Source organism: Streptomyces sp. NBC_00019, assembly GCF_045041015.1.
Classification (GTDB): domain Bacteria; phylum Actinomycetota; class Actinomycetes; order Streptomycetales; family Streptomycetaceae; genus Streptomyces.
Genome location: NZ_CP108302.1, coordinates 42,499 through 68,139, shown reverse-complemented (window position 1 = coordinate 68,139; position 25,641 = coordinate 42,499). Strand labels below are relative to the sequence as shown.

Here is a 25,641-nt window from a genome sequence, read left to right as displayed (position 1 = left end):
GCATTGCTCTATGTCACCTCGATGGGAACCAAACCCCGATATCCGCAGGGGCCGTAGCGTCGTCTACACCCTTCATGCGCACTTGGTCTTCACCCCCAAGTACCGGCGCGGACCGTTCACCGACGACATCCTCAAGCGCTGCGAAGAGGTCATGCGGGATGTGTGCGCGGACTTCGGCGCGGACCTGCGCGAGTTCAACGGCGAGCGCGATCACGTACACCTGCTGGTGCATTACCCACCGAAGGTCGCCATCTCCCGACTCGTCGGCAGCCTCAAGGGCGTCTCCGCCCGCCGCTTGCGCCAGGAGTTCCCCGGCCACATCCGCCGGTACCTGTGGGGCGAGCACTTCTGGTCTCCGTCCTACTTCGCCGCATCATGCGGCGGCGCACCGCTCGCCCTGGTGAAGGAGTACATCGCGAACCAGAAGCGTCCTGACTGAGGTCAACAGTGCAGACCCGTGCGCCCGCGCGGGTCAGAGCAGCCGAGAGAAGCGATTCCTCCCGGGCGTGAACGCCCGGGGTTCCTCGCTAGTCCCGTATTTCGCGGGTCGCTGATTCGTATGGTGTGACCGGCCCGGGGGTGTCCCGGGCCGGGGTGGCGGCGTTAGGCCGGGTGTGTCGATGACTTCCCGGTCCCCGCGGCCACGGTCTGTCCGTCAGCGTCAGCGTCTTGAAGTGGCGGTGACGTCCGTGGTGGAGAAGCGTCTGGGCGCTCTGCCTGTCGCTGCCGAGTTTCTGCGCCGGCTGGATGTCGCCGGGATCGTCGACGAGGTATGTCCTGGTGGCGCGAGTGCGCTGGTGACGCACGGGCAGGTGATCGAGGCGTTGGTGGCCAACCGGCTGACTTCGCCCGCGCCGCTGGTGCGGGTGGAGGACTGGGCCAGGTGCTGGGCGGTGGAAGAGGTCTTCGGGATCGAGCCCGGTCTGCTCAACGATGATCGTCTGGCCCGGGCGCTGGATGCGATCGCTCCGCACCTGGAGCACATCGCGGGCACGGTCGGGGCACGGGCGATCGGTGAGTTCGGGATCGATGTGGCCCGGATGCACTGGGACATGACCAGCATGTCCGTGCACGGGGCCTTCCCGGTTGAGGGTCAGGACGAGGACTTCCCCGTCATCGGCTACGGGCATCCCAAGGACCGGCGCTTCGATCTGAAGCAGGTCCAGGCCGGACTCGCGGTGTCGGCCGACGGCGGCATCCCGCTCCATGCCCGGGTCTTCGGCGGTGGTGCGGCCGAGGTCAGCCAGGTCGTCGGCGCGATGAAGGACCTGCGGGCCATGGCCGGTGAGCGCGGCTTCCTGATGGTCGCCGACTCCAAGCTGGTGTCCTACTCCAACGTCGGTGCCCTGCTGGCGGCCGGGGTTGAGTTCATCGCCCCGGCCCCGGCCGTGCAGGTCAAGGACGAGGTCTATGCCGCTCTGGATCTCGCGCAGGCCACCGTCGTGGACTGGACGCCGGACCGGGAGGCGGGCAAGCCCACCGAGCGGCGTGAGACCTACCGCGTGCTGGAGGACACCCACACCCTGACCGGGCCCCGCAAGAGCGATCCTCACCTCACCGTGCGACGGATCCTGGTCCACTCCACCGCGAACGCCGCCGGCCAGCAAGCCGCCCGGGACAGACGCCTGGCCAAGGCCGCCCAGGACCTGAACAAGCTCACCACCGCAGCCGGCGGACGCCACTACAAGACCCGGGAGAAGATCGTCGCCCGGATCGGTGTCATCGCCGCCAAGCGCCGTGTCACCTCCTGTCTGCGCTGGGCCGTCACCGATAACGAGGACGGCACCCCGGTCCTGGCCTGGCACTTCGACACCGACGTGCTGAAGGCCGAAGCTGCTGTCGACGGCTGGTACGCACTGCTGACGTCCGTCCCCGCCGACCAGGCGGACGCTGGACAGGCCCTGATCCACTACAAGGGCCAGGGGGCGGTCGAGCGCAGATACCACGACTTCAAGGGCCCGCTCGCGGTCGCGCCAGTCTTCGTGCAGCACAACCGGCGCGTCGCCGCCCTGATTCAGGTCATCTGCCTGGCCCTGCTGGTCTTCTGCCTGATCGAGCGGCAGGTCAGACGGGCACTCGGCCCCGAGCAGACCATGAGCGGCCTCTACCCCGACAACCGCCGCGTCCGCCCCACCGGCCGCATGATCTTCTACCACCTCGGCGAACTCACCCTGCGGATCGGCAACGTCACCGACCCGCCCACCGTCCAGATCACCCGCGGCGTCCAACTCCACCTTCTCGACCTCCTCGACACCGACATCGGACAAACCCGCTGGCCGCAGACCTGAAACGGTGAACCGCGAAGTCCGGGGCTAGATCATGCTGAACGCAGTTCCTCGAAGCGCGTCAGCTGCTGGCCTGGGTCGGCGATCCGATAGAACGCGTCGCGGCGGGGTTCGTATCCATGGTCATCCCCTTGTCTTCACTGTAGAGGGGCATCGGGCCGCAGAGGCAAACCTCCGGCCCGGTCTGCGGCGTACGTTCAGGCCTGCGCGGTGCCGCCGTCGACGCCGGCGCGAACGCGGAACCGTCTACTCCCTTGAGCCCGGCGAATGCGGTGCCCATGACACTGGCGCGCCCACTGCCCGGCATTGCCACCGAGTTGTGGATCTTCCTGGGAACGTTGTCCTCTACGTGCTCGCACGCTGGTTCTTCGCCTGGCAGCGAGCCAGGCGTGAGGGCGACAGCCACCCCATGCGTACCGCGTTCGCCGAAGAAGACGATCCTGGCGCAAGCCACGCGGCCATGGTCGGCGGATTCCCCTCCTACCGGCAGTTCTTCGGCTTCGTCGGAAGCGCCGTCGCAGTGGTTCTCGTCGCCGCCCTGACCGAAGGCTGGCTGCGCCACGTCCTGCTACGGATCATCGTGCTGTGGAGACGGTTCGACTGTGGGCACCACGATGAGTGGAATCAACATCGCCAGGGCATGTGGGGACGGCCGGTGGCCGCGGCCCGCCTGGGCCGCCCCCCGGCCGTCCCCACACGGCTTCCAGGGCGCTTCCCCGTTTTCGTCCTGGCTCACCATGCGCCGGTCACGGATGGTTGCTGCCCCATGGCATCGGCGGGGCGGTCGTGGGCTCTCCGTCCGCGTCGCACGCTTCCGGATCCGACGGCGGGAGCAGCCTGTACATGCCGATCCGGTCGGTTCTGAACCGCACATCCTCGCTCCCGGTGGAGGCCGAGCGGCCGATCTCCTCGGGCAGTTCGGTCTCGGACAGGCGCGCACCCGCGTACGCCGCCATGAGGACGCCGGTACAGGCGCCGCGTTCCCCGGCGGAAAGGCCGGGAGGGAAGCCGATGCCCCGGTCCTCGGTTCCGTCGGTGGCCAGCTGGTAGCGCAGCGCGGACGTCATGTCCGTCCCCGATGCCGTGGCGGTGAGCTCCCAGAACTCGACCTGCACGGTGACCGGTTCGCACAGCGGCCCGCCGTCGTCCGTGTCGCTCGGACGGATCACGACGGCCGCGGCCTCATCAGCAGCGCTCCCATCGGCCGTGGCCGCAGGGAACGACACACTGGGGCGCAGCCACCGCGCCTCGTCCCTCGCCGACCAGCCGCCGTTCTCGCGGCAGCCACCGGCCTCCGCGCCGTCGGCCGTTCCCGAACAGCCGGCCGTCAGCAGGGCGAGCGACGCCGCCAACGAGATCAACGACCCGTGTGCGACGTGGGTTGTGGACATGGTCTCCCTCGATCGGAGCGGGCGAGGCGTGGGCACCTCGCGGATTGTGCGGGGAGCAGTCTTCGCGGACCGTGCCGGCAACCGGGGGCCCGGGAACCTCATGTGTCCGACCTGTGACCAACGGAAGCCGCTGGTGTCCGGCGGCTTCCGAGCCGTCCGTCTCGTGGCAGGGACCCGGATGGGCTGGGCGAGAGATTGATTGCCAGGCAATCGACATGATTTCGGCGATTCGTCGCCGAATTCTCCAAACCGTTGAGCATTTGTCGTTCGCTCTTCACGCTTTCCCTGTCAAGTGCCCCGAGGTACGGCCTCGGGACGTCACCGCTTCAGAAGCGAGTCGAGCATGGTGAGTGTCCGTTCGTCCTTGGCGCAGTTGCCCCCCTACGTCCCTGGCCGCAAGCTGCCCGGTGCGGTCGTGCTGGCCAGCAACGAATCCCCTTACGGGCTGCTGCCCGGGGTTGCCGGAACGCTCTCGGAGCTGGCCGCGGGCGTGTCGCGGTACCCCGACATGAGCGCCACTTCACTCGTCCAGGTCCTGGCCGCGCACCACGGTGTCGAGCCGGAGCGGATCGCGGTGGGCGCCGGCTCCTCCGAGGTCTGCGGACAGCTGCTGCACTCGGTCGTCGACCCTGGCGACGAGGTCGTCTTCGGCTGGCGGTCCTTCGAGGCGTACCCCATCCTCACGGCGGTCGCCGGCGGTACGGCGGTGCGGGTTCCGTTGCGGGACCACGCGCTGGACCTCGACGCCATGGCCACGGCGATCACCGGCCGGACCCGGCTGGTCTTCGTCTGCAACCCCAACAACCCCACCTCCACCGCGGTCGGCGAGCGCGCGCTCAGTGACTTCGCGGACCGGGTTCCGGACGACGTGCTGATCGTCGTCGACGAGGCCTACCGGGAGTACGCCGATCCGGCCCTGGTCCCCGACGCCCTCGCCCTGCTCGGCGACCGGCCGAACGTGGCGGTGCTGCGGACCTTCTCCAAGGCGTACGGCCTGGCGGGACTGCGCGTCGGCTACTGCGTGGCGCCGCCGGAGCTCACCGCCCATGTACGCAGGACCCAAGTGCCGTTCAGCGTCAGCGCGCTTGCCCAGGAGGCCGCCGTCGTCGCCGTCGGGGAGCGCGCGGAGGCAGCCCGCCGTGCGGCACTCACAGTCGCCGAACGGGCGCGCGTCACCCTGCGGTTGCGCGCGCTCGGTTTCGAAGTGCCGCACTCCCAGGCCAATTTCGTCTGGCTGCCGCTCGGAGACGACAGCGCGGACTTCGCCGTGCACTGCCTCGACGGGAAGGTCGTCGTCCGTCCGTTCCTCGGTGAAGGAGTCCGGGTGACCATCGGTCTGCCGGAGGAGAACGACGCCCTGCTCGCGCTCGCCGCTGCCTGGAGAGGCTGAAGGCCATGCGTCTCAGTCCCTATGAGCGGCATCGTGAGCTGCTGCAGGAGGCCGTACGGGCCCTCGCGGCCGGTGAATGCCGTCGGCCCTTCACGGAGGCGACCGGGCAGGATGCCGCCGACGCGGGCATGAGGTCGACGCGAACGGCGGGGAAGGTCTTCGGCTCCCTGCTGGGACGGCCTTTCGACCTCGACCAGCCCGGAGAACTCGGCCGGGTGACCACCGAGTCCTCCCCGTACGGCACAGGCACGTACGGCATGGGCATCGGCTACCCGCGCTGCGACCCCGCGGCGCTGGTGGCGGCGGCCGGGCGGGCGGCGGCCGGATGGCGTGCCGCCGGGCCGTACCAACGTGCCGGGCTGGCCGTGGAGATACTGCGCCGACTGAACACGCGCAGTCATGAGCTGGCCCTCGCGGTGCACCACACCACCGGCCAGCCGCCGGAGGCGGCGTTCCGGGCCGCCGGGCCGCGCGCCCAGGACCGCGCGTTGGAGGCTGTGGCCCATGCCTTCGCCGAGTCGGCGCGCGTCCCTGCGGACCTGAGTTGGGAGAGCCCCCGGCGCAGTGGGCAACCGCCGGCGATGCGGGGCACCTGCACCCTGGTGCCCCGGGGAGTGTCGCTGCTCATCGGCTGCCCCGACTATCCGCTCTGGAACGGCTATCCGGGCCTGTTCGCCAGCCTGGTGACCGGAAATCCCGTGATCGTGGCCCCGCATCCGCGCTCCGTGCTGCCCCTGGCGATCACTGTTCGCGTCGCGCGGCAGGTGCTGGCGGAGGCCGGGCACGCCCCGGACATCGTGACCCTGGCGGTGGCGGAACCGGAGGAACGGCTGCACCGGCGGCTGGCCACGGACCCGGCGGTGCGCATCGTCGACTTCACAGGCTCGGCGCGGTTCGCCGACTGGCTGGAGCAACACGCCCGCCAGGCCACCGTGTTCGCCAACCGGACCGGCCTGAACACCGTGATCGTCGACTCCACCGAGAACTACCGGGGTCTGGTGAGCGGCCTCGCCCGTTCCCTGTGCCTGTGCAGCGGCACGTTCCGCACCACGCCGCAGAACATCCTGGTGCCGACGACGGGCATCGTGACCGACGAGGGGCACAGGAGCCTCAGGGATTTCGGCGCCGACATCCGCGAGGCCGTGGACCGGCTGCTCGGGCATCCGGCACGTGTGACGAGGCTGCTGGGCGCGATCACCGGCAACGAGGTGCGGGCCGCGCTGGCGCAGGCCGCCCAGTACGGTGCGGTGCTGTCCGCGTCCCGGCCCCTGCACCATGCGGACCATCCCGGCGCCGATCTGCGCAGCCCGCTGCTCGTCCGGCTGGGAGCGCGGGACGAGCGGATCTACGCCAGGGAATGGCCGGGTCCGGTCTCGTTCCTGGTGGGCACAGACTCGACCTCGCACAGCCTTGCGCTGTTCCGCTCCACCGTGGGGCGCCACGGAGCGCCGTACGCCGCGGTGCACTCGACCGACCCGCTGGTACTGGCGGTCGCCGAGTCGGCGGCGCTGGACGCCGGAGTGCATCTGGTGCAGAACCTCGCGGACGACTTTCCCGCCGATCCCTCCTCGGCCGGCGCGGACCTGCCCGCCGCGGGTGCCCACTTCGTCACGGGACGGTTCCGGGTGGTGCGGTCCCGGCGCCATGTGGAACCGGTGGCCCCGGCTGGTGTCCTGGCCCCGGTCCTGATGGCGAAGCCGGCTCGTGTCCCCGTGCCGGACGTCGGCTCCGCCACCGCACTGCTCGACGTCTGAGGGTCGTGTCCCGGGCGCCCGTCAGGCGGTCCAGTCGGCCCCGCGGCCCCGCACCTCGTCGAAGACCAGCCAGGTGCGGGTCGAGCGCACCCCCGGCACCGCCTGGATGCTCTCCAGCACGACCCGGCGCAGCGCCAGGTTGTCCGGTGCACGGACCAGCACCAGGACGTCGAAGTCGCCGGTGACGAGGGCGACATGCTCGACGTACGGCATGTCGCGTAGCTCGCGCGAGATGTCACGCCAGGCGTCCTGCTCGATGGTCAGCGTCACGTAGGCGCTCGTGCCGAGTCCCGCCCGCTGTGGATTGAGCTGCGCGGTGAAGCCGGTGATGACCTCCTCGGCCACCAGTCGGCCGATACGCGTGTACGCGTTGGCGCGTGAGATGTGCACGTCCTCCGCGAGCGCCCGGACCGAGACCCGGCCGTCCCTGAGCAACCGGGCCAGGATCTGCCGGTCGATGTCGTCGAGCGGAACGGCAGTTCGTCCGGGCACCGACCCCGGCGGTGAGGTTTCCTCGGACACATTGGTCTCCACGTGCACTCGATTCGGCAGTTCATCGCCACTTCGGCCGAAGTATTGAACACATATTCCGTTATGGCGACCATTCTCCTGTCAAGTGTCCAGAGAAAGCGAGTGCCCTCCATGTCCGTGAAGAGCCTCCGACAGACGGTCCAGGGCCTCCTGCCGTCCCTCACGCCGGTGCGGTTCGTGGCCGAGGACGGCACTCCGGTGGCCAAGGTGCCGGCCGGATACACCGAGCCCCCGGTCGAGACCCTCCGCGACGCCTACCGGCGGATGGTCCTGGGCCGCCGCTTCGACACCCAGGCGACCGCGCTCACCAAGCAGGGGCGGCTCGCGGTCTACCCGTCCAGCCGGGGCCAGGAGGCCTGTCAGGTCGGTGCCGTGCTCGCGCTGCGCCCCGACGACTGGCTCTTCCCGACCTACCGGGACTCCATGGCCCTGGTCACCCGCGGCATCGACCCCCTCGAGGTGCTGACGCTGCTGCGCGGCGACTGGCACTGCGGCTACGACCCGGCCGCCACCCGCGTCGCCCCCCAGTGCACCCCGCTGGCCACCCAGGTGCTGCACGCCACCGGCATGGCGGAGTCGTTGCGCCGGAAGGGCGGGGACGGCGTGGCGATGGCTCTCGTCGGGGACGGCGCCACCAGCGAGGGCGACTTCCACGAGGCGCTGAACTTCGCTGCCGTCTTCCGTGCGCCGGTCGTCTTCTTCGTCCAGAACAACAAGTACGCGATCTCGGTGCCGCTGGCCCGGCAGACCGCGGCGCCCGCCCTCGCGTACAAGGGAATCGGCCACGGCGTGCGCTGCGAGCAGGTCGACGGCAACGACCTGGTCGCCGTGATGGCGGTGCTGACCGCGGCCGTCGAACATGCCCGCGCCGGGCACGGCCCCTTCCTGGTCGAGGCGCACACCTACCGAATGGACGCGCACACCAACGCCGACGACGCCACCCGCTACCGGGACGACGAGGAGGTCGAGCGGTGGAGGGCCGCCGACCCGCTCAGCCGGCTGGAGGCACACCTGCGGGCCCGTGGCGCGCTCACCGACGAGGACGTCGCGGCGGTGAGGGAGGAGGCGGAGGCACTGGCCGCCGAACTGCGCGCCGGCATGAACGCGGAAACCGTCCCCGACCCACTGGAGCTCTTCGACCACGTCTACGCCGAGCCGACGCCGCAACTACGAGAACAGCGCGCCCTGTTGGCGGCCGAGCTGTCCGAAGCCGACGAACCCACCACGTTTCAGACTCAGGAGGACTGACGGCCATGGCCAAGGTCACGATGGCGCAGGCGCTGAACACCGCTCTTCGCGACGCACTGCGTGAGGACGAGCGCGTACTCGTCTTCGGCGAGGACGTCGGCCCCCTCGGCGGTGTCTTCCGGATCACCGACGGACTGACACGCGACTTCGGCGAGCAGCGGTGCTTCGACACCCCGCTGGCCGAGGCCGGCATCGTCGGACTGGCCGTCGGCATGGCGATGGGCGGCTTCCGGCCCGTGGTGGAAATGCAGTTCGACGCCTTCGCGTACCCCGCCTTCGAGCAGATCGCCTCGCACGTCGCCAAGCTGCGCAACCGCACCCGGGGACGCCTCACGCTGCCGATGGTGATCCGCATCCCGTACGCGGGTGGCATCGGCGGAGTCGAGCACCACTGCGACTCCAGTGAGGCGTACTACGCGCACACGCCGGGACTGAAGGTCGTCACCCCGGCGACGGCCGAGGACGCGTACTGGTTGCTGCGCGACGCCGTGGCCGACCCCGACCCGGTCGTCTTCCTGGAGCCGAAGAAGCTGTACTGGTCGAGGGAGGACACCGACCTGGAACGGCGCGCCGTGCTGCCGTTCGGGCGGGCGGCGATCCGGCGGGAGGGCCGTGACGCCACGGTCGTCGCGTACGGGCCGTCGGTTCCGGTGGCCCTGGCCGCCGCGGAAGCCGCCGCGGCCGAGGGCATCGAACTCGAGGTCGTGGACCTGCGGACCCTGGTGCCCTTCGACGACGAGACGGTCACGGCATCGGTGCGCCGGACCGGGCGCTGCCTGGTCGTCCAGGAGGCCCAGGGCTTCGCGGGCGTCGGGGCGGAGATCGCCGCACGCGTGCAGGAGCGCTGCTTCCACTCACTGGCCGCACCTGTCCTGAGGGTCGCCGGCTTCGACATCCCTTATCCGCCGCCGAAGTTGGAGCACGCGCACCTGCCCGGCGTCGACCGGATCCTCGACGCCGTCGACCGCCTCCAGCTCACCGACGAGCCGGACACCCGGCACCTGCTGAAGGGAGCGGTCGCATGACCACCGCACCGCTCCGGGAGCAGCTGTTCCGGCTGCCCGACCTCGGCGAAGGACTGGCCGAGGCCGAGATCGTCGAGTGGAAGGTCGCGGTCGGCGACACGGTGACGATCGACCAGATCGTCGTCGAGGTCGAGACCGCCAAGGCAGCGGTCGAGGTACCGGTCCCGTACGCGGGCACGGTGCTGCGACTGCACACGGAGGCGGGCACGGCGCTGGCGGTGGGGGAGCCGCTGATCACGGTGGGCGCGGACCCCTCCGGCGGTGTCGGCGCCTCTGAGGGGTCGGGTGGCGGCCCCCGTCCCGCGGCGCCGGGCGGGTCGGTTTCGGCCGAGGCGGCCGCGGAGCGTTACCGGGAGGAGGAACAGGCCGGTTCCGGCAACGTCCTGATCGGCTACGGCACCGGCCACGGCCCAGCGCTTTCGCGCCGCCGCCGTCGGCGCGCCGCCGTGGTGGTCCCGGGCGAGGCGTCCGGGGGCGCGAGCGCCCCAAGCGCCAGTGCCGCGGCTGCTGACGTCGAGGCCCTGATCGGCGTCGGAACACCGGCGTACGACGGCCATCCCGCCCCGGTCACGGCAGGACCGCAGGGCCCGGCCGAGAACCCCACGCCGCACGCACCCCGGGTGATCTCGCCTCTCGTACGGAGGATGGCCCGGGACCACGGTGTCGACCTCGCCGGTCTGGCGCCGTCCGGTCCCGCCGGCGTCGTCCTGAGACGGGACGTGGAGCAGGCCATCCTCCGGGCCGCCACGCAGGCGCCGACGGAACCCGTCTCCGCACCGAACACCCCGGCGCGGCAGGCATCGGCTCCCGCCCCGGAGGCACGAAGGGCCCCCGACGGTGCCGAGCGCATACCGCTGCGTGGAGTACGGGGTGCCATCGCGAACAAGCTCTCCCGCAGCCGCACCGAGATCCCCGACGCCACCACCTGGGTCGACGTGGACGCGACCGGGCTGCTCCAGGCCAAGACGGCGCTGGAGGCCGCCGAACCAGGCCGCCGCATCGGGCTGTTGGCCCTGCTGGCCCGCATATGCGTCTCCGGCCTCTGTCGCTACCCGGAACTGAACTCCACGGTGGACACCGAGCGGCGGGAGATCGTCCGCGTCAGTGAGGTGCACCTGGGTTTCGCCGCCCAGACCGAACGCGGCCTGGTCGTCCCCGTCGTCCGTGACGCCCACCGCCTGACGACCGTACAACTGGCCGCCGAACTCGCCCGGTTGACCGAGCTCGCCCGCAACGGGAGTCTGCCCCCCGACCGTCTGACCGGCGGGACCTTCACCCTCAACAACTACGGCGTGTTCGGCGTGGACGGCTCCACGCCCATCATCAACCACCCGGAGGCCGCCCTGCTCGGCGCGGGCCGCATCGTCGACAAACCCTGGGTGGTGGACGGCACGCTGGCCGTCCGCAAGGTCATGCAGCTCTCCCTCAGCTTCGACCACCGGGTCTGCGACGGGGGAGTAGCCGGAGGCTTCCTGCGTTTCGTGGCCGACTGCGTGGAGCGCCCGGCGATCCTGCTCGCCGACGTCTGATCCGCCCCCCATTTCCCTTGTCTCCACCTGGGTGCCCCGCACCCATCGACCTACCGAACGTTCGGCCAGGAGCCCCCGTGTCCACTGACCCACACCCCGACTTCTTCGCACGCCATACGGATCTGCTGCACCAGGCGGTGGAGCGTGCCGCCGCCCGCGACTACTGGTCGCCATACCCGGAAACGCCCAGCACCTCCGCGTACGGAGCCGGGGCACCCGAGGTGGGCGAGGCGGCCTTCCGTGGCCTCCTCGGCCGGCCCTTCCCCCTCGAAGGGCACCCCACGACCGGCACCGTCCCCGCCGCCGAGATCTCCCCCTACGGCTTCCCCCTCGGCATCAGCTACCCCTGCCTGGTGCCCGAGGCCGCCGTCGCAACGGCCAGGTCCGCCGCCGTGGCGTGGCGCGCCGCGAGCCCGGACACCCGCGCCGGCGTCGCGGCGGAGATCCTGGCCCGGCTGAACGCGGCGAGCTTCGAGATCGCGCACGCCGTGCAGCACACCACCGGCCAGCCCTTCGGCATGGCCTTTCAGGCAGGCGGTCCGCACGCCCAGGACCGCGGCCTCGAAGCGGTCGCGTACGCCTGGCAGGAGCAGCGGCGCCATCCGGCCACCGCCCGCTGGAGCAAGCCGCAGCGCAGAGGCGGCCCACTCGTCATGGACAAGACCTTCACCCCCGTCGGACGCGGGGTGGCAGTGCTGATCGCCTGCAACACCTTCCCCACCTGGAACGGCTATCCAGGGCTCTTCGCAAGCCTGGTCACCGGCAACCCCGTGATCGTCAAACCGCACCGGCGGGCCGTACTGCCGCTGGCGATCACCGTGCGCGTCGCCCGCGAGGTCCTGGCGGAGGCCGGCTTCGACCCGGACGTGGTGCTGCTCGCCGCCGAGCGTCCCGAGGAGCGAACCGCGCCCGTCCTGGCCACCCACCCCGACGTGCGCATCGTGGACTTCACCGGCTCCAGCGAGTTCGGCGACTGGCTGGAGGCCAACGCCCGCCAAGCCGTCGTACACACGGAGAAGTCCGGGCTCAACACCGTCGTCGTCGACTCCACGGACGACTACGCGGGGCTCCTGCGCAACCTGGCGTTCTCGCTCTCCCTCTACAGCGGCCAGATGTGCACCACCCCGCAGAACATCCTCGTACCCCGCGACGGCATCCCCACCGACCAAGGGCCGCGCACTGCCGACGAGTTCACCGCCGACCTGGGCGCCGCCCTGGACAAGCTGCTCGGCGACCCCGGCCGCGCCGCGGCCACCCTCGGCACGATCGTGAACACCGGGGTACTGGGGCGCCTGGCGGAGGCCGCGGACCTGGACCGTACCGCCCACACCTCCCGCGAACTGGCCCACCCCGACCACCCGGACGCGGTCGTCCGCACCCCGCTGGTGGCCCGGCTCGACGCCGAGACGGACGAGAAGACGTACACCAGTGAGTGGTTCGGGCCGGTCTCCTTCGTCATCGGCACCGACTCCACCGCACACAGCCTGAGGCTGCTGCACGACACCGTGCGGCGGCACGGCGCCCTGACCGCCTCCGTGTACACGACTGACGACACCGTGCTGGAGGTGGCGCAGGCCACGGCCCTGGAAGCGGGCGTCCACCTGTCCGAGAACCTGACCGGCGGTGTCTTCGTCAACCAGTCCGCCGCCTTCAGCGACTTCCACGGCACCGCGGCCAACCCCGCCGCCAATGCCGCCCTCACCGACCCGGCCTTCGTCACCGGCCGCTTCTCAGTCGTCCAGTCCCGCCGCCACGCGCCCGCAGAGGAGCACGTCCATGCCTGATGAGGTCTATCTGATCGACGGAGCCCGCACCCCGCTGGGCCGCCACCGCGGTGCTTTGGCCTCCGTACGCCCCGACGACCTGGCCGCTCTCGTAGTCGGTGAGGCGGTACGGCGCTCGGGGGTCCCGGCCGAGGCCGTCGACGAGGTGATCCTCGGTGCCGCCAACCAGGCCGGCGAGGACAACCGCAACGTGGCCCGGATGGCGGCGCTGCTGGCCGGGCTGCCGCACTCCGTGCCCGGATACACCGTGAACCGGCTGTGCGCGTCCGGGCTGACGGCCGTGGCGTCCGCCGCCCAGACGATACGGGCGGGCGAGGCCGATCTCGTCGTGGCGGGCGGAGTGGAGTCGATGACACGCGCTCCCTGGGTGATGTCCAAGCCCGGCACTCCCTGGGCCCGACCGGGCGAGGTGCACGACACCCCCCTCGGCTGGCGCTTCACCAACCCGCGCTTCCCCGCCGAGACCACCCTGTCGATGGGCGAGACCGCCGAGGAACTCGCCGCCCTGGACGGCATCACACGCCCGGAGGCGGACGCCTACGCGCTCCGCAGCCACCGCCGGGCCGTGGCCGCCCAGCAGGCCGGCCGGCTCGACCGGGAGATCGTCCCGGTGCCGGTGAAGGACGGCGAGGTGACCCAGGACGAGGGACCCCGGCCCTCCACCTCGTTGGACAGGCTGAGCGGGCTGCGCACCTCCTTCCGCCGGGACGGGATCGTCACCGCGGGCAACTCCTCGCCACTGTCCGACGGGGCGGCCGCTCTGATGGTGGCGAGCGGGGCGGCGGTCGAACGGTACGGGCTGACCCCCCGCGCCCGTGTCGTCACCACCGCCTCGGCCGGGGTCGAGCCCCGCCTCATGGGGCTCGGCCCGGTACCGGCCACCGCCAAAGCACTGGACCGGGCGGGCTGGAGCGCCGACGACCTGGACGCGGTCGAGCTGAACGAGGCGTTCGCCTCCCAGGTGCTGGCGGTGGTCCGGAGGCTGAAGGTCGACGAGGACCGCGTCAACGCCGACGGCGGTGCCATCGCCCTCGGCCACCCACTGGGCTGCTCCGGCGCCCGCATCGTGCTCACCCTGCTCGGCCGGATGGAACGCGAGGACGGCCACCGGGGCCTGGCGACCATGTGCGTGGGCGTCGGGATGGGCGTGTCGATGCTGGTGGAGCGCGTATGAGCACGCCCACCAGCACCCCGTACGACACCCTGCTGGTCGAGACCCGGGCGGACCGCGTCGTCGTCACCCCGCACCGCCCCGAGACCCGCAACGCCATCAGCGGCAGCATGATCGCCGAACTTCACCGGGTCTGCGAGGACTTGGAGCGCGATCCCAGGCTGTTGTTGCTCACCGGGCACGACGGAGTCTTCGCCGGCGGCGCCGACATCGCCGAACTTCTCGGGCGCGGTCGGGACGAGGCCCTCCAGGGCATCAACAGCCGCCTGTTCGATCGGGTGCGCAGGCTGCCCATGCCCACCGTGGCCGCCGTGGACGGCTGGGCGCTCGGCGGCGGCGCCGAGCTGGCGTACGCATGCGACATCCGGATCGCCGGACCGGACGCCGTCTTCGGCAACCCCGAACCGGGCCTGGGCATCCTTGCCGCCGCCGGGGCCTGCTGGCGGCTGGGGGAGCTGCTCGGCGAGTCGGTGGCCAAGCAGGTCCTGCTCGCCGGACGGAAGCTCGACGCGCCTGCCGCGCTCGCCTGCGGGCTGGTCATGGACGTCGTACCGGCCGACCGGTTGACCGCCGAAGCGCACGCCCTGCTCGACCGCATGACCCGATCCTCCGCACTCGCCCTGCGCCTGACCAAGCTCGTCACGGACGCTCCCGGTGCCCATCCGGTGGCCGACGACCTCGCCCAGGCCGTGCTGTTCGAGGGCCGCGACAAGGAGGAACGCATGACGCGCTTCCTGGCGAAGAACGAGAAGAACGAGAAGAACGGAGGCCGGGCATGACCTCGGCATCAGCACCACCCGCCGTCGTGGGGGTGATCGGCGGCGGCCGGATGGGCGCCGGTATCGCCCAGTCCTTCGCGGCCGCCGGGTCGTCCGTGGTCGTCGTGGAGCACGACGGCGCGGCCGCGGCCGTCGCCCTGGACCGGATCACCACGGGGCTGCGGCGGGCCGCCGAGCGCGGGGGGCTCGGCGGACCCGTGGCCGATGACGTACCGGACCGGATCACCATCGTGACCTCGATCGCCGGACTGCCCCACGACGCCGATCTGGTCGTCGAGGCGGCACCGGAGGACGCCGCGCTCAAGGCCCGCCTGCTCGCCGCCGCCGAACAGGCCGTGGGGGAGCGGTGCGTGCTCGCCACCAACACCAGCTCCCTACCGGTCACCGAACTCGCAGCGGCCCTGAAAAGGCCCGGACGCTTCCTGGGCATGCACTTCTTCAACCCCGTGCCCGTCTCCGCGCTGATCGAACTGATCCTCGCTCCCGACACCACCGGGCAGACCCTCACAGCGGCGGCCGGCTGGACGCACGCCCTCGGCAAACAGGAGGTCGTGGTCCAGGACTCCCCGGGATTCGCCAGCAGCCGCCTCGGCCTCACCCTCGGTCTGGAGGCGATCCGCATGGTCGAGGAAGGGGTCGCCGACCCGGAGGCCATCGACACCGCCATGCGCCTGGGCTACCGGCACCCGATGGGGCCGCTGCGCCTCACCGACGTCGTGGGTCTCGACGTACGGCTGGCCATCGCCGAACACCTGCACGCGACGCTCGGGGAGCGGTTCGCGCCGCCCGGGCTGCTGCGGGCGAAGGTCGCCCGAGGCGAGCTGGGCCGCAAGGCCGGTCAGGGGTTCTACTCGTGGCACTGACCGACGGGACGGCCACCGAAACCCAGGCGGGCGGATACTCCGCCCCGTACGGGGTGGCGTACGACGTCACCGACGCCGTGGCCGTCATCGAACTGCGCGGACCCGCGAGCGGCAACACCCTCGACGCGCACATGCGCAGCGCACTCCTCATGGCGGCACGGCGCCTGACCACGGACACCGCACGCGGCGTGCGAGCGGCCCTGATCACCGCCCGCGGCAAGCACTTCTGCGTCGGCCAGGACCTCAGGGAACACGCCCGGCTGCTGCGGACCGAACCCGCCGCGGCCTTCGCGAACATTCCCAACGAGTACAACCCGCTGGTCAAGGAGTTGCACGCGCTGCCGGTCCCGCTCGTCGTGGCCGTCGAGGGAGCCTGCGTAGGGGCCGGACTCGGCATCGCCCTCTGCGCCGACGTGCGGGTTGCCGGTGAAAGTGCTCGCTTCGGGACCGCCTTCACCGGCATCGGGCTGGCCTCCGACTCCGGGGTCGCCCGCGCCCTCGCCCGCCAGCTGGGCCCCTCGCGGACCGCAGGACTCATGCTGCTCAGCGACCAGTTCTCCGCACGGGACGCCTCGCACTGGGGCCTGGTCCACCGTGTCGTACCGGACGGCTCGGCCACAGCCCAAGGGCTGGCCCTCGCCCGCTCCCTGGCCGACGGACCCACCGCCGCCCACCGGGAGACCAAGGCACTGCTGCGGGCCGCTGCAACCACGCCCCTGCCGGCGGCGCTGGAGCGCGAGGCCGTGATCCAGCGGCGGCTCGGCGCCACCGACGACCACCACGAGGCCGTCGCGGCCTTCCTCGAACGCCGCAGCCCCGCCTTCCGAGGCCACTGACCCACCCACACACCGAATACGAAAGGACACGGACACCATGAACACACCCGCCGCCACCGGCGCACCCCCGCAGCCCCGGAGCCTCGAGTCGGCCTTCGAGGACACCATTGCCCGCGACCAGCGCGTCGAGCCCCGGGACTGGATGCCGGACGGCTACCGCAAGACGCTCATCCGGCAGATCGCCCAGCACGCGCACTCGGAGATCATCGGTATGCAGCCGGAGGGCGAGTGGATCACGCGTGCGCCGTCGCTGCGCCGCAAGGCGATCCTCTTCGCGAAGGTGCAGGACGAGGCCGGGCATGGCCTGTATCTGTACTCGGCCGCCGAGACGCTCGGCGCCGACCGCGCGGACCTCACCGAGCGGCTCATCGAGGGGCGCCAGAAGTACTCGTCGATCTTCAACTACCCGACCCGCACCTTCGCCGACGTCGGGGTGATCGGCTGGTTCGTCGACGGCGCCGCGATCTGCAACCAGGTGCCCCTGTGCCGGAGTTCGTACGGGCCGTACGGACGCGCCATGGTCCGCGTCTGCAAGGAGGAGTCCTTCCACCAGCGGCAGGGATACGAACTGCTGCTGACGATGATGCGCGGTACGGAGGAACAGCGAGCCATGGTCCAGGACGCCGTCGACCGCTGGTGGTGGCCATCGCTGATGATGTTCGGTCCTCCCGACGACAACTCGCCCAACTCGGCCCGGTCCATGGCCTGGAGGATCAAGCGGCACACCAACGACGAACTGCGGCAGCGGTTCGTCGACATGACGGTCCCGCAGGCCGAGAAGCTCGGCGTGACCCTGCCCGACCCCGAGTTGCGCTGGAACGAGGAGCGAGGGCACCACGAATTCGGCACCCCCGACTGGGACGAGTTGAAGCGGGTGATCTCCGGTGACGGACCGTGCAACGCCGAACGGATCGCGCGACGCCGGGCCGCGCACGAGGAGGGCGCCTGGGTGCGCGAGGCGGCCACCGCCCACGCGGCCAAGCAGGCAGCCAACGCGAGTGAAGGGGCGGCGGCATGAGCGGGACGACCAGGCGCGACTGGCCCCTGTACGAGGTGTTCGTCCGCGGCAAGCGCGGCCTCAACCACGTCCACGTCGGCTCCCTGCGCGCGGCCGACGACCGGATGGCCCTCACCCATGCCCGGGACCTGTACACCCGGCGCAACGAGGGCGTCAGTATCTGGGCCGTGCGCTCGGACACCATCGCCGCCTCCACCCCCAGCGAGAAGGACCCCTTCTTCGCGCCCAGCGCCGACAAGGTCTACCGCCACCCCACCTTCTACGACATCCCCGACGACGTCCCCCACATCTAGGACCCAGGAGCAGGCTTTGACTTCCTCCCCCGCCTAGAGGCGGGGGATTCCAGCGGTCGCCCGCTGGGGTTCCTGCTTCACCGACGACCGCCCCGTCCGGGAGGACTCCCGTTGAGGTCTTACACCGTCTCCACAGGCAGACGCCGCCAGCCCGGCGGCCAGGATGTTGCGTGCCGCGTTCACGTCGCGGTCATGCACCGCGCCGCAGACGCACGTCCATTCGCGGACGTTCAGCGGCAGTTTCCCGCGGACCGTCCCGCAGTTCCCGCACAGCTTGCTGCTGGGGAAGAAGCGGTCGATCACGACGAGCTCGCGCCCGTACCAGGCGCACTTGTACTCCAGCATGGAGCGCAGGTCCGTCCAGGCCGCGTCCGAGACGGCGCGCGCGAGCGTGCCGTTCTGCAGCAGGTTGCGGACGGTGAGGTCCTCGATCACGACCGTTTGGTTCTCACGGACGAGACGAGTCGACAGCTTGTGGAGGAAGTCCCGGCGCCGGTCGGCCATCCGCGCATGCACGCGGGCGACACGGCACCGGGCCTTCTCCCGGTTCGCCGAACCCTTCGCCTTCCGCGACAGCTCCCGCTGCGCCTTCGCCAGGCGGGCACGGTCACGCCGCTCGTGCCGGGGGTTGGCGATCTTCTCGCCGGTGGACAGGGTCACCAGGGAGGTGATCCCGGCGTCCAGGCCCACCGCGTTCGTGGTGGCCGGGGCCGGGGCGATGGTGTCCTGGCACAGCAGGGACACGAACCAGCGGCCCGCGCTGTCACGAGACACTGTCACTGTCGTGGGCTGTGCTCCGTCGGGCAGCGGACGCGACCAGCAAACGTCCAGGGGCTGCGTCATCTTCGCCAGCGTCAGCTTCCCCTCGCGCCACTTGAAGGCGCTGCGGGTGTACTCGGCCGACGCACCCGACTTCTTCCGGCTCTTGTACCGGGGGTACTTCGCGCGCTGGGCGAAGAAGCTCCCGAACGCCGTCTGCAAATGGCGCAGCGCCTGCTGCAGCGGAACCGAGGACACCTCGGCCAAAAAAGCCAGTTCCCCGGTCTTCTTCCACTGCGTCAACGCGGCGGACGACTGCACGTAGGAGACACGACGCTGCTCGCCGTACCAGGCCCGTGTTCGCTCCTCCAGCGCCTTGTTGTAGACGAGGCGGACACAGCCGAACGTGCGGGACAGCTCAGCCGCCTGCTCGTTCGTGGGGTAGAAGCGGTACTTGAATGCCCGCTTGACCTGCCGCGTCACGTCTCACACTTTATCAACTTCCGTGTGGGCAGCGGGTGTCGTCCGGGGGACGGTGGACCCCGGTCCGCCCAGGCGGCGAACCGGCTTTCCCTGCCCTGCTCCGCAGGAGCTTCGTTTCCTCCCCGGCCTGAAGGCCGGGGTATCCACGAAGGAGAACACCGATGAGCGAGGACGACCTGTTCGTCGACCACGACAACGCGCGGTGGGCGTTCGGCACCGGCTTCACCGACCCACTGCACGGCGCGGACCAGGCGGTACCGGACGGCGTCGACGCCGGGGACGTGGCGGCCTGCTGCCTGGCGCTGGGCGACGACGCCCTGGTGTCCGCCCAGCGGCTGGCCGAGTGGTGCACCCGCGCCCCGGAGCTGGAGGAGGAACTGGCGCTCGCCAACATCGGTCTGGACCTGCTCGGCCAGGCCCGTCTGCTGTACGCCAGGACCGGCCGGGCCGACGGCACGGGCCGCGGCGAGGACGCGTACGCCTACTTCCGCGACCCGGCCGACTTCCGCAACATACGGCTCGCCGAACTGCCGGGCGGCGACTTCGCGTTCACCATCGCCCGGCTGCTGGTCACGTCCTCGTGGCGACTCGCCCAGTTCGAGGCGCTGACCGGGGCGCCGGACCCGGTGCTGGCCGCCATCGCCGCGAAGAGCGTGAAGGAACTGGCCTATCACCGCCACTACGCCGCCGAATGGACCGTACGGCTCGGTGACGGGACCGCCGAGTCCCGGTGCCGCATGGAAACGGCCCTGCACGGGATCGCACCCTGGCTGGGCGAACTGCTGGCCGACCGCACCGCGGTACGCTTCGGCGCCGACCCCGCCACCGTCACCGACCGGACCCTGCTCCTGCTCGCCGATGTGCTCGTGAAGGCCGGGCTGAACCCGTCCGAGGCTCTGCCGCTCGGGCCCGTGTCCGTCTCCTCCGTCCCCGGCGCCGGACGGGGCGGGGACCACACGAGGCATCTGGCGCCGCTCCTCGTCGAACTACAGAGCGTCGCCCGCGCACACCCGGAAGCGGCATGGTGACGATTCCGGTTCCCGGCGAGCGCCGCAGGGAAGCGGAGGAACAGGCCCGGCACATTGCCGCCCAGGTCCCCGACCCCGAACTGCCCATGCTGACCGTCGCGGATCTCGGCGTGCTCCGCGCCATCGAGGTGGAGCAGGACGGAACGGTCGTCGCGCGACTCACCCCCACCTACGCGGGCTGCCCCGCGATGGCGGAGATGCGCGCCGAGGTCGCCACCCGGCTGCGCGCGGCCGGCTTTCGCGCCGTCCGCGTGGTCACGGTGCTCGACCCGCCGTGGACCACCGAATGGATCACCGCCGAAGGCCGCCGCAAGCTGACGGAACACGGCGTCGCGCCACCCGGTGCACGCCGGAACCCGAACTCCGCGCCGGGGCCGACCTGGCTGACCCTGACCCCCGCCCCGGCCGTCGTGCCCTGTCCCCGCTGCGCCTCGACCGACACCGAGGAGATGTCGCGATTCGCCGCCACCGCCTGCACGGCACTCAGACGCTGCCGCGCCTGCCTGGACCCCTTCCCACACGTCAAGGACATCTGATGCCCCATCCCCGTACGCCGGTCGCGGCACGGGCCCGCCGCCGTCCGGCCTTCCACGCCCTGCGCGTCGCCGCCGTCGAGCCGCTGTGCCCCGACGCCGCCGCCCTCACCTTCGACATCCCCAACCGTCTGGCCGCGGAGTTCGCCTTCCTCCCCGGCCAGTGCCTCACCCTGCGCCGAGAGATAGACGGACGCGACGAGCGCCGCTCGTACTCCATCTGCGCACCGGCCGGGACACCGCCCCGCATCGGCGTCCGCGTCGTACCGGGCGGGCTGTTCTCTTCGTGGCTCGTCCATGGCGTACGCCCCGGAGACACCCTGGAAGTCATGGGCCCGGCCGGCGCCTTCACCCCTGACCTCGCCGATGCCGGACACTCTGATCGACCCGGCCACCATGTGCTCGTCGCCGCCGGATCCGGCATCACGCCGATGTTGTCCATCGCCGCGTCGGTCCTCGGCGCGGACGGCGCCTCCCGCGTCACCCTCCTGTACGGCAACCGGCGCACCGGCACCGTGATGTTCGCGGACGAACTCGCCGACCTGAAGGACGAGTACCCGGCCCGCTTCCAGCTCGCCCACGTCCTGTCCCGGGAGCCGCGCGAAGCGGAACTGCTCTCCGGCCGCCTCGACTCCGGACGGCTCGCCGCGCTGCTCGACGCCCTCGTCGACATCCAGGACGTTGGACACTGGTGGCTGTGCGGCCCGCACGGCATGGTCCGCGACGCCCGCGCGATCCTCTTCGGCCTCGGTGTCCCGGCCGACCGCGTCCACCAGGAACTGTTCCACGCAGACGATGAGCCACCCTCGCCGCCCGCCCGGACAACGACCGATTGGGACGACGCCGTGGCCGACGTCCCGACGAGCGAGGTCACCGTGGTCCTCGACGGCCGGGCCACCACGTACTCCGCCCCGCATCACCGCAGCGTCCTCGACGGCGCCCAACAGGCCCGTCCCGACCTGCCGTTCGCATGCAAGGGCGGCGTCTGCGGCACCTGCCGTGCCCTCGTCACCCACGGCCGGGCCGACATGCGCCGCAACTACGCCCTGGAACCCGCCGAGGTCTCCGCAGGCTACGTCCTCACCTGCCAGACCTTCGCTGCCTCCGACACGCTCACCGTCGACTTCGACAGCTGAGGAGGGACGACGCCGAACGGGCCGCCGACTGTGGTCCCCCGTCATGGAGAGACAAAGCTGGGGGAGAAGTTGGTCGGCACGCTGGTCGCCGCCCCGGGACCGGGGGTGGAGCATCGTCGCGTTGGTAGGAGAATCCGCTGTGCGAAGGGCTTCGATGATGCCGTGCTGTCGTGCGGCGGTCAGGTGGTGAGTCGAGCCGGGCAGTACCGGTGAGGCCCAGAGCAGCAGTCCGAACGGATCGGTGAGGACTTGGACGTTCATGCGGTGGCGTTTGTGTTTCCCGGAGTAGTACGGGGTGTCGGCGGCGATGCGGTCGATCGTCAGCAGGGTGCCGTGGAGGATGACGAACGCTTTCGCCCGGATCGTCCTCATCGCCTGGGCCAGGGACGGGGCGAGGGCGGACAGGGCTCGACGGCTTCACGTATGTAGCGGTAGACGATCCCGATGCCGAACCCGGCGGCGAGCTGGGCGTAGGTGTCACCGCATCGCAGGTGGGTCAGGGCGAGCAGGGCCTGACGTGCCGCAGGAAGGCGCCGCCAGCGTGTCCCGATGGTCGCCGGCGTGGGGGCCGGGGTAGGCGGAGGCGGGGGCGGCTACCGCGAGTACGGCCAGCGTGCCTGCGGCAGCGGCGCCTATGAGCTTGGGGTGCTTCTTCATCGTGGTGATCCTCGGATTGACGGTGTCACGCCTGCGGTCGGCGAGTGCAACGGGCGGCGGCCGCAGGTGAATTGAAGGCGAACGGACGCTTAGCGAACAGGTTGATCTTGGGCCAGGGGCAGGAGCGGTTTCCTGATCATTCCGCATCGCTGACGCCTCACCCTTCGCGTCCGGAACTCGAGGCCGGCTACGGAAGGCCGTCAGCACGTCCAGGCCGTCCCGGTCCAAACAATGCTCAGCGGTAGATGTACCTGGGACGCGCTCCGTGACCTTTTCAGGGAGCGCGGCGCGAGCAGCCTTTGGGCCGTTGCCGTGGTCTTCTCCTCGGCTGCCGCGTTCCTGCGCGCCGATGTCCACGGACTCGTGCGTGCGGTCTCGGTCCTTGAGAACCTGTCGCTGGAGCTGTCGGACATTGACGAGCTCTACGGTCAGTTGGAGCTCTTCCATGTGGGGGAGTGGCCCTCGGCTCGGTGAGGCCGGCGTGTCCGCGGCAGTCAGCAGATTCAGGCGCGGACCTGCCGCTCAGAAGGGCCGAAGACTGTGCCGCTACGCGGCACAGTCTTCGGACGGGAAGGCCAAGACCCTCGGGCTTCGGCCCGAGGAGCAAGTCAGCGCGGTGCGGTTACGCGGCGCGGGTGAACTGCCACCAGTTCATGTTGAACAGGTAGCCGTTGCCGCCGGTGAACCGCAGGTAGAGGTCCTGGGGCCCCGTCACGCCGCTCACTGGGCAGGTCACCGTGGTCCAGGCCTGCCAGCCGCCGGTGTTCGGCACACTGCACCGGCCCACGACCGTCCCGCTCGGACTGCCCAGGCGCAGTTCGATGGTGCCGCCGTCGGTGGCGGAGGCCACGCGCGCGGTGTAGGAGGACGGGCCCGGCCCGAAGGCCACTCCCTTGACCTTGATGGAGTCGCCGTTTTCGATCCAGCCGACGTTCATTCCGCCGTCACTGGTCCATTCGGTCTTGATCCCGGAACCCCAGGCGATCGTCTCGGCCTCCTGGCGTACGTACGGGTCAAGCGCACCGACCTGGGGTGCACCGGTGTTCGTCATGTTGATCGTCGGGATCGTTCCGTCAGTGTTGTAGGAGAACTTCTCCACTGCGACCGAGCGGGTGAAGCCGCTGCCGCCCGGGAGGGCGCCGTTGTGATAGAAGAAATATGAGTTGCCCTGGAAGTCCACGATGCCCGCGTGGTTGGTGAAGCTGTTGCCCTGGGCGGGCATGACTGTTCCACGGTAGGTCCACGGCCCGGTCGGGCTGGGCGCCGTGGAGTAGGCGATGAACTCCGAGCAGCACCTGGCCGCATACACCATGTAGTACAGGCCGTTCCGCTTGTAGACCCAGGGTGCTTCTTCGTACAGCGTGGGACGGTCGGGGTTGTCGGTGCGGGTTCCGAAGCCGGCGGTGGTGAGCGGAATTTGGACGGGGCTGCCTGCGTAGGACGTCATGTCCGCGTTCAGCTTGACGTACCACAGGTTCGGATTGCCCCAGTACAGGTAGGCCTGGCCGTCGTCGTCGATGAAGACGGTCGGGTCGATCTCACTGTTCTCCATCAGCGGGTGGCCGAGGGCGTCCCGGAACGGGCCGGTGGGGCTGTCCGACACCGCCACGCCGATGGCCATCCGGCCGGTCGCCCGGGCTGTCACCGGCACATACCAGTAGAACTTGCCGCCCCGTTCGACGGCCTGGCCCGCCCACGCGTCGGCGGACGCCCAGCTGAAGGTGGCCAGGCTGAGCGGTGAGCCGTGGTCGGTCCAGTTGACCATGTCGGCGGAGGACCACACACGCCAGTCCTTCATCACGAAGGAGGAGGTGGAGCCGTCCTCGTCGTGCCCGGTGTAGAGGTAGTGAAGTTCCCCCGAGATGCGGAGGAAGCTGACAGCCGGTCAGATGGGACTCATGAGAGGACCTATGACCATGGCTGCCCCCAGGAAATACTCGCTGGAGTTGCGTGAGCGTGCGGTGCAGATGTATCGCACCACCGAGCCGAAGCCACAGATCAAGAAGCTGGCCGTCGACCTCGGTGTGCATCCTGAGGCCCTGCGCGGCTGGATCCGGCAGGCCGAGGCCGATGCCGGCGAGCGCGACGACCGTCTCACCACCGACGAGCGGGCCGAGCTCGCCGCGCTGCGCAAGGAGAACGCCCAGCTCAAGCGGGCCAACGACGTCCTGCGGACGGCCTCAGCTTTTTTCGCGGCGCAGCTCGACCCGACCCGGCCCAGGTGACGGCGCTCGTTGACGAGCATCCCCGCCTGGGAGTCGAGTGCGTCCTGCGGGAACTGCATATCGCCTCTTCCACCTACTACCGGTGGCGCCGTGCGGAGAAGGAGCCGTGCGAACGGCGGCGCCGCGACGTCGAACTGACCGAGCGGATCAAGGAGATCCACACCGAGTCCGGCGGCAATTACGGCTCACCGCGCGTGCACGCCGTCCTCAAACGCGAGGGCGTCCACGTGGGCCGCAAGCGGGTCGAGCGCCTGATGCGCGAGGCCGACATCGCAGGGATCAGCCCCCGGCGGAAGGGCTTCACGCGCCGCGATCCCACGGCCAGCCTCGCCCCGGACCTGGTCAACCGGGACTTCACCGCACCGGCGCCGAACCGGTTGTGGGTCACCGACCTGACGATGATCTCCACCGGCGAGGGACCGTTGTGGCTCTCTGCGATCCGGGACGCCTTCTCCCGCCGGGTGGTCGCGTGGGAGACCTCCGCCCGCGCGGACGCCGACCTGGTCCTGACCACCCTGGAGTACGCACTCGCGTCCCGCGAGGTCGAGCCCGGGCAGCTCATCCACCACGCCGACCACGGCTGTCAGTACACATCCATCAAGCTCACAACCCGTCTGATGCGAGCGGGAGTTGAGGCATCCATGGGCTCCGTCGGGGACTCGTACGATAACGCCCTCGCGGAGAACCTCTGGATGCTCATCAAAACCGAGGGCCTCCGTGGCCGCACCTTCACCACGAGGGCCGAGGCGAACCTCGCGCTCTTCGAATACATCGACGGCTTCTATAACTCCCGCCGCATCCAGAAACGGCTCGGCTTCCTCAGCCCGATCGAGTTCGAGGAGAAGTACTACGCCGAGCAGGCGACGGCCGAACTAACGAACCTCAACACCCGTCAACCCCTGCTGACCAGCTGATCAGCGGCT

25 protein-coding genes and 1 pseudogene are annotated in these 25,641 nt (G+C 70.6%); 20 read left to right on the top strand and 6 right to left on the bottom strand.

The genetic code is table 11. The annotated features are described in order from the left end of the window. Positions 1 to 10: 10 nt before the first annotated feature. Positions 11 to 439 carry an IS200/IS605 family transposase gene (gene tnpA / locus OHU89_RS00350; protein WP_266898953.1) on the top strand — a complete coding sequence of 143 codons (429 nt, stop codon included), beginning with the start codon at positions 11 to 13 and terminating at the stop codon, positions 437 to 439. 235 nt (positions 440 to 674) lie between these two features. Continuing rightward, entirely contained in the window at positions 675 to 2,288 is a 1,614-nt protein-coding gene (locus OHU89_RS00345) for an IS1634 family transposase (RefSeq protein WP_405638699.1), read from the top strand. Between the two features lie 58 nt (positions 2,289 to 2,346). On the opposite strand, the gene OHU89_RS00340 is transcribed toward OHU89_RS00345, so the two are convergent. Next, positions 2,347 to 2,847: a hypothetical protein gene (locus tag OHU89_RS00340; protein WP_405638697.1), complete on the bottom strand. Its 501-nt coding sequence runs from the start codon at positions 2,845 to 2,847 to the stop codon at positions 2,347 to 2,349. Positions 2,848 to 3,031: 184 nt separating this feature from the next. Further along, entirely contained in the window at positions 3,032 to 3,676 is a 645-nt protein-coding gene (locus OHU89_RS00335; RefSeq protein WP_405638695.1) for a hypothetical protein, read from the bottom strand. Positions 3,677 to 4,019: 343 nt separating this feature from the next. Between OHU89_RS00335 and hisC the strand changes: the two genes are divergently transcribed. Then, the gene (hisC, locus tag OHU89_RS00330; protein ID WP_405638693.1) at positions 4,020 to 5,066 is read left to right on the top strand and encodes a histidinol-phosphate transaminase; all 1,047 of its coding nucleotides are present in this window, start codon (positions 4,020 to 4,022) and stop codon (positions 5,064 to 5,066) included. A gap of 5 nt (positions 5,067 to 5,071) precedes the next feature. Further along, on the top strand, positions 5,072 to 6,820 hold the full coding sequence (locus OHU89_RS00325) for an aldehyde dehydrogenase family protein (RefSeq protein ID WP_405638690.1): 1,749 nt from the start codon (positions 5,072 to 5,074) through the stop codon (positions 6,818 to 6,820). 21 nt (positions 6,821 to 6,841) lie between these two features. Here the strand turns inward: OHU89_RS00325 and OHU89_RS00320 are convergent, their stop codons facing one another. Further along, positions 6,842 to 7,342 carry an Lrp/AsnC family transcriptional regulator gene (locus OHU89_RS00320; protein WP_266882503.1) on the bottom strand — a complete coding sequence of 167 codons (501 nt, stop codon included), beginning with the start codon at positions 7,340 to 7,342 and terminating at the stop codon, positions 6,842 to 6,844. 120 nt (positions 7,343 to 7,462) lie between these two features. Between OHU89_RS00320 and pdhA the strand changes: the two genes are divergently transcribed. The 10 genes from pdhA (at position 7,463) to paaB (ending at position 17,897) form a co-directional block, all read left to right on the top strand. Next, a complete protein-coding gene (pdhA, locus tag OHU89_RS00315; protein WP_405638688.1) occupies positions 7,463 to 8,599 on the top strand; it encodes a pyruvate dehydrogenase (acetyl-transferring) E1 component subunit alpha in 1,137 nt (378 codons plus the stop codon). 5 nt (positions 8,600 to 8,604) lie between these two features. Then, entirely contained in the window at positions 8,605 to 9,624 is a 1,020-nt protein-coding gene (locus tag OHU89_RS00310) for an alpha-ketoacid dehydrogenase subunit beta (RefSeq protein ID WP_405638685.1), read from the top strand. Beyond that, positions 9,621 to 11,153: a dihydrolipoamide acetyltransferase family protein gene (locus tag OHU89_RS00305; RefSeq protein WP_405638683.1), complete on the top strand. Its 1,533-nt coding sequence runs from the start codon at positions 9,621 to 9,623 to the stop codon at positions 11,151 to 11,153. The genes OHU89_RS00310 and OHU89_RS00305 overlap by 4 nt, the downstream gene beginning before the upstream one ends. A 77-nt stretch (positions 11,154 to 11,230) precedes the next feature. Next, on the top strand, positions 11,231 to 12,937 hold the full coding sequence (paaN, locus tag OHU89_RS00300) for a phenylacetic acid degradation protein PaaN (RefSeq protein ID WP_405638681.1): 1,707 nt from the start codon (positions 11,231 to 11,233) through the stop codon (positions 12,935 to 12,937). After that, a complete protein-coding gene (locus OHU89_RS00295; RefSeq protein WP_405638678.1) occupies positions 12,930 to 14,111 on the top strand; it encodes a thiolase family protein in 1,182 nt (393 codons plus the stop codon). Before paaN ends, OHU89_RS00295 begins: the two co-directional genes overlap by 8 nt. Then, entirely contained in the window at positions 14,108 to 14,887 is a 780-nt protein-coding gene (locus tag OHU89_RS00290; protein WP_405638676.1) for an enoyl-CoA hydratase/isomerase family protein, read from the top strand. Before OHU89_RS00295 ends, OHU89_RS00290 begins: the two co-directional genes overlap by 4 nt. Further along, complete coding sequence (locus OHU89_RS00285) at positions 14,884 to 15,750, top strand: 3-hydroxyacyl-CoA dehydrogenase family protein (RefSeq protein WP_405638674.1); 867 nt, start codon at positions 14,884 to 14,886, stop codon at positions 15,748 to 15,750. The genes OHU89_RS00290 and OHU89_RS00285 overlap by 4 nt, the downstream gene beginning before the upstream one ends. After that, positions 15,741 to 16,586: an enoyl-CoA hydratase/isomerase family protein gene (locus OHU89_RS00280; RefSeq protein ID WP_405638672.1), complete on the top strand. Its 846-nt coding sequence runs from the start codon at positions 15,741 to 15,743 to the stop codon at positions 16,584 to 16,586. The genes OHU89_RS00285 and OHU89_RS00280 overlap by 10 nt, the downstream gene beginning before the upstream one ends. A 37-nt stretch (positions 16,587 to 16,623) precedes the next feature. Continuing rightward, on the top strand, positions 16,624 to 17,604 hold the full coding sequence (gene paaA, locus OHU89_RS00275; protein ID WP_405638670.1) for a 1,2-phenylacetyl-CoA epoxidase subunit PaaA: 981 nt from the start codon (positions 16,624 to 16,626) through the stop codon (positions 17,602 to 17,604). Then, positions 17,601 to 17,897 (top strand): 1,2-phenylacetyl-CoA epoxidase subunit PaaB, encoded by a 297-nt coding sequence (gene paaB, locus OHU89_RS00270; RefSeq protein ID WP_266396692.1) that lies wholly within the window; start codon positions 17,601 to 17,603, stop codon positions 17,895 to 17,897. The genes paaA and paaB overlap by 4 nt, the downstream gene beginning before the upstream one ends. A gap of 33 nt (positions 17,898 to 17,930) precedes the next feature. Here the strand turns inward: paaB and OHU89_RS00265 are convergent, their stop codons facing one another. Further along, a complete protein-coding gene (locus OHU89_RS00265; protein ID WP_405638668.1) occupies positions 17,931 to 19,139 on the bottom strand; it encodes an RNA-guided endonuclease InsQ/TnpB family protein in 1,209 nt (402 codons plus the stop codon). Between the two features lie 161 nt (positions 19,140 to 19,300). On the opposite strand from OHU89_RS00265, the gene paaC reads away from it, so the two are divergent. From paaC to paaE, 3 genes are read left to right on the top strand one after another with little or no spacing between them, the layout of a single operon-like run. Beyond that, positions 19,301 to 20,167, top strand: a complete 867-nt coding sequence (gene paaC / locus OHU89_RS00260; RefSeq protein WP_405638666.1) for a 1,2-phenylacetyl-CoA epoxidase subunit PaaC — start codon at positions 19,301 to 19,303, stop codon at positions 20,165 to 20,167. Further along, a complete protein-coding gene (gene paaD, locus OHU89_RS00255; protein WP_405638664.1) occupies positions 20,161 to 20,703 on the top strand; it encodes a 1,2-phenylacetyl-CoA epoxidase subunit PaaD in 543 nt (180 codons plus the stop codon). Before paaC ends, paaD begins: the two co-directional genes overlap by 7 nt. Then, positions 20,703 to 21,836: a 1,2-phenylacetyl-CoA epoxidase subunit PaaE gene (gene paaE, locus OHU89_RS00250; protein ID WP_405638662.1), complete on the top strand. Its 1,134-nt coding sequence runs from the start codon at positions 20,703 to 20,705 to the stop codon at positions 21,834 to 21,836. The genes paaD and paaE overlap by 1 nt, the downstream gene beginning before the upstream one ends. Before the next feature lie 132 nt (positions 21,837 to 21,968). Here paaE and OHU89_RS00245 read toward each other — a convergent pair. Then, a pseudogene (locus OHU89_RS00245) lies at positions 21,969 to 22,384 on the bottom strand (transposase family protein); the annotation flags it as partial. A 421-nt stretch (positions 22,385 to 22,805) separates the two neighbouring features. On the opposite strand from OHU89_RS00245, the gene OHU89_RS00240 reads away from it, so the two are divergent. After that, positions 22,806 to 22,967, top strand: a complete 162-nt coding sequence (locus OHU89_RS00240) for a hypothetical protein (protein ID WP_405638660.1) — start codon at positions 22,806 to 22,808, stop codon at positions 22,965 to 22,967. Between the two features lie 148 nt (positions 22,968 to 23,115). On the opposite strand, the gene OHU89_RS00235 is transcribed toward OHU89_RS00240, so the two are convergent. Then, positions 23,116 to 24,357, bottom strand: coding sequence for a glycoside hydrolase family 43 protein (locus tag OHU89_RS00235; RefSeq protein ID WP_405654222.1), 1,242 nt, complete (start codon positions 24,355 to 24,357; stop codon positions 23,116 to 23,118). Between the two features lie 52 nt (positions 24,358 to 24,409). Between OHU89_RS00235 and OHU89_RS00230 the strand changes: the two genes are divergently transcribed. Continuing rightward, positions 24,410 to 24,718, top strand: coding sequence for a transposase (locus OHU89_RS00230; protein ID WP_405638658.1), 309 nt, complete (start codon positions 24,410 to 24,412; stop codon positions 24,716 to 24,718). After that, a complete protein-coding gene (locus OHU89_RS00225) occupies positions 24,715 to 25,632 on the top strand; it encodes an IS3 family transposase (protein WP_405638656.1) in 918 nt (305 codons plus the stop codon). Before OHU89_RS00230 ends, OHU89_RS00225 begins: the two co-directional genes overlap by 4 nt. Positions 25,633 to 25,641 lie beyond the last annotated feature (9 nt).

Bases quoted from the DNA above. Each gene is read 5' to 3' on its own strand.
- tnpA (WP_266898953.1), top strand. From the start codon at position 11: ATGTCACCTCGATGGGAACCAAACCCCGATATCCGCAGGGGCCGTAGC.
- OHU89_RS00335 (WP_405638695.1), bottom strand. From the start codon at position 3,676: ATGTCCACAACCCACGTCGCACACGGGTCGTTGATCTCGTTGGCGGCG.
- hisC (WP_405638693.1), top strand. From the start codon at position 4,020: ATGGTGAGTGTCCGTTCGTCCTTGGCGCAGTTGCCCCCCTACGTCCCT.
- OHU89_RS00325 (WP_405638690.1), top strand. From the start codon at position 5,072: ATGCGTCTCAGTCCCTATGAGCGGCATCGTGAGCTGCTGCAGGAGGCC.
- pdhA (WP_405638688.1), top strand. From the start codon at position 7,463: ATGTCCGTGAAGAGCCTCCGACAGACGGTCCAGGGCCTCCTGCCGTCC.
- OHU89_RS00310 (WP_405638685.1), top strand. From the start codon at position 8,605: ATGGCCAAGGTCACGATGGCGCAGGCGCTGAACACCGCTCTTCGCGAC.
- OHU89_RS00305 (WP_405638683.1), top strand. From the start codon at position 9,621: ATGACCACCGCACCGCTCCGGGAGCAGCTGTTCCGGCTGCCCGACCTC.
- OHU89_RS00295 (WP_405638678.1), top strand. From the start codon at position 12,930: ATGCCTGATGAGGTCTATCTGATCGACGGAGCCCGCACCCCGCTGGGC.
- OHU89_RS00290 (WP_405638676.1), top strand. From the start codon at position 14,108: ATGAGCACGCCCACCAGCACCCCGTACGACACCCTGCTGGTCGAGACC.
- OHU89_RS00285 (WP_405638674.1), top strand. From the start codon at position 14,884: ATGACCTCGGCATCAGCACCACCCGCCGTCGTGGGGGTGATCGGCGGC.
- paaA (WP_405638670.1), top strand. From the start codon at position 16,624: ATGAACACACCCGCCGCCACCGGCGCACCCCCGCAGCCCCGGAGCCTC.
- paaB (WP_266396692.1), top strand. From the start codon at position 17,601: ATGAGCGGGACGACCAGGCGCGACTGGCCCCTGTACGAGGTGTTCGTC.
- paaC (WP_405638666.1), top strand. From the start codon at position 19,301: ATGAGCGAGGACGACCTGTTCGTCGACCACGACAACGCGCGGTGGGCG.
- paaD (WP_405638664.1), top strand. From the start codon at position 20,161: ATGGTGACGATTCCGGTTCCCGGCGAGCGCCGCAGGGAAGCGGAGGAA.
- paaE (WP_405638662.1), top strand. From the start codon at position 20,703: ATGCCCCATCCCCGTACGCCGGTCGCGGCACGGGCCCGCCGCCGTCCG.
- OHU89_RS00230 (WP_405638658.1), top strand. From the start codon at position 24,410: ATGGCTGCCCCCAGGAAATACTCGCTGGAGTTGCGTGAGCGTGCGGTG.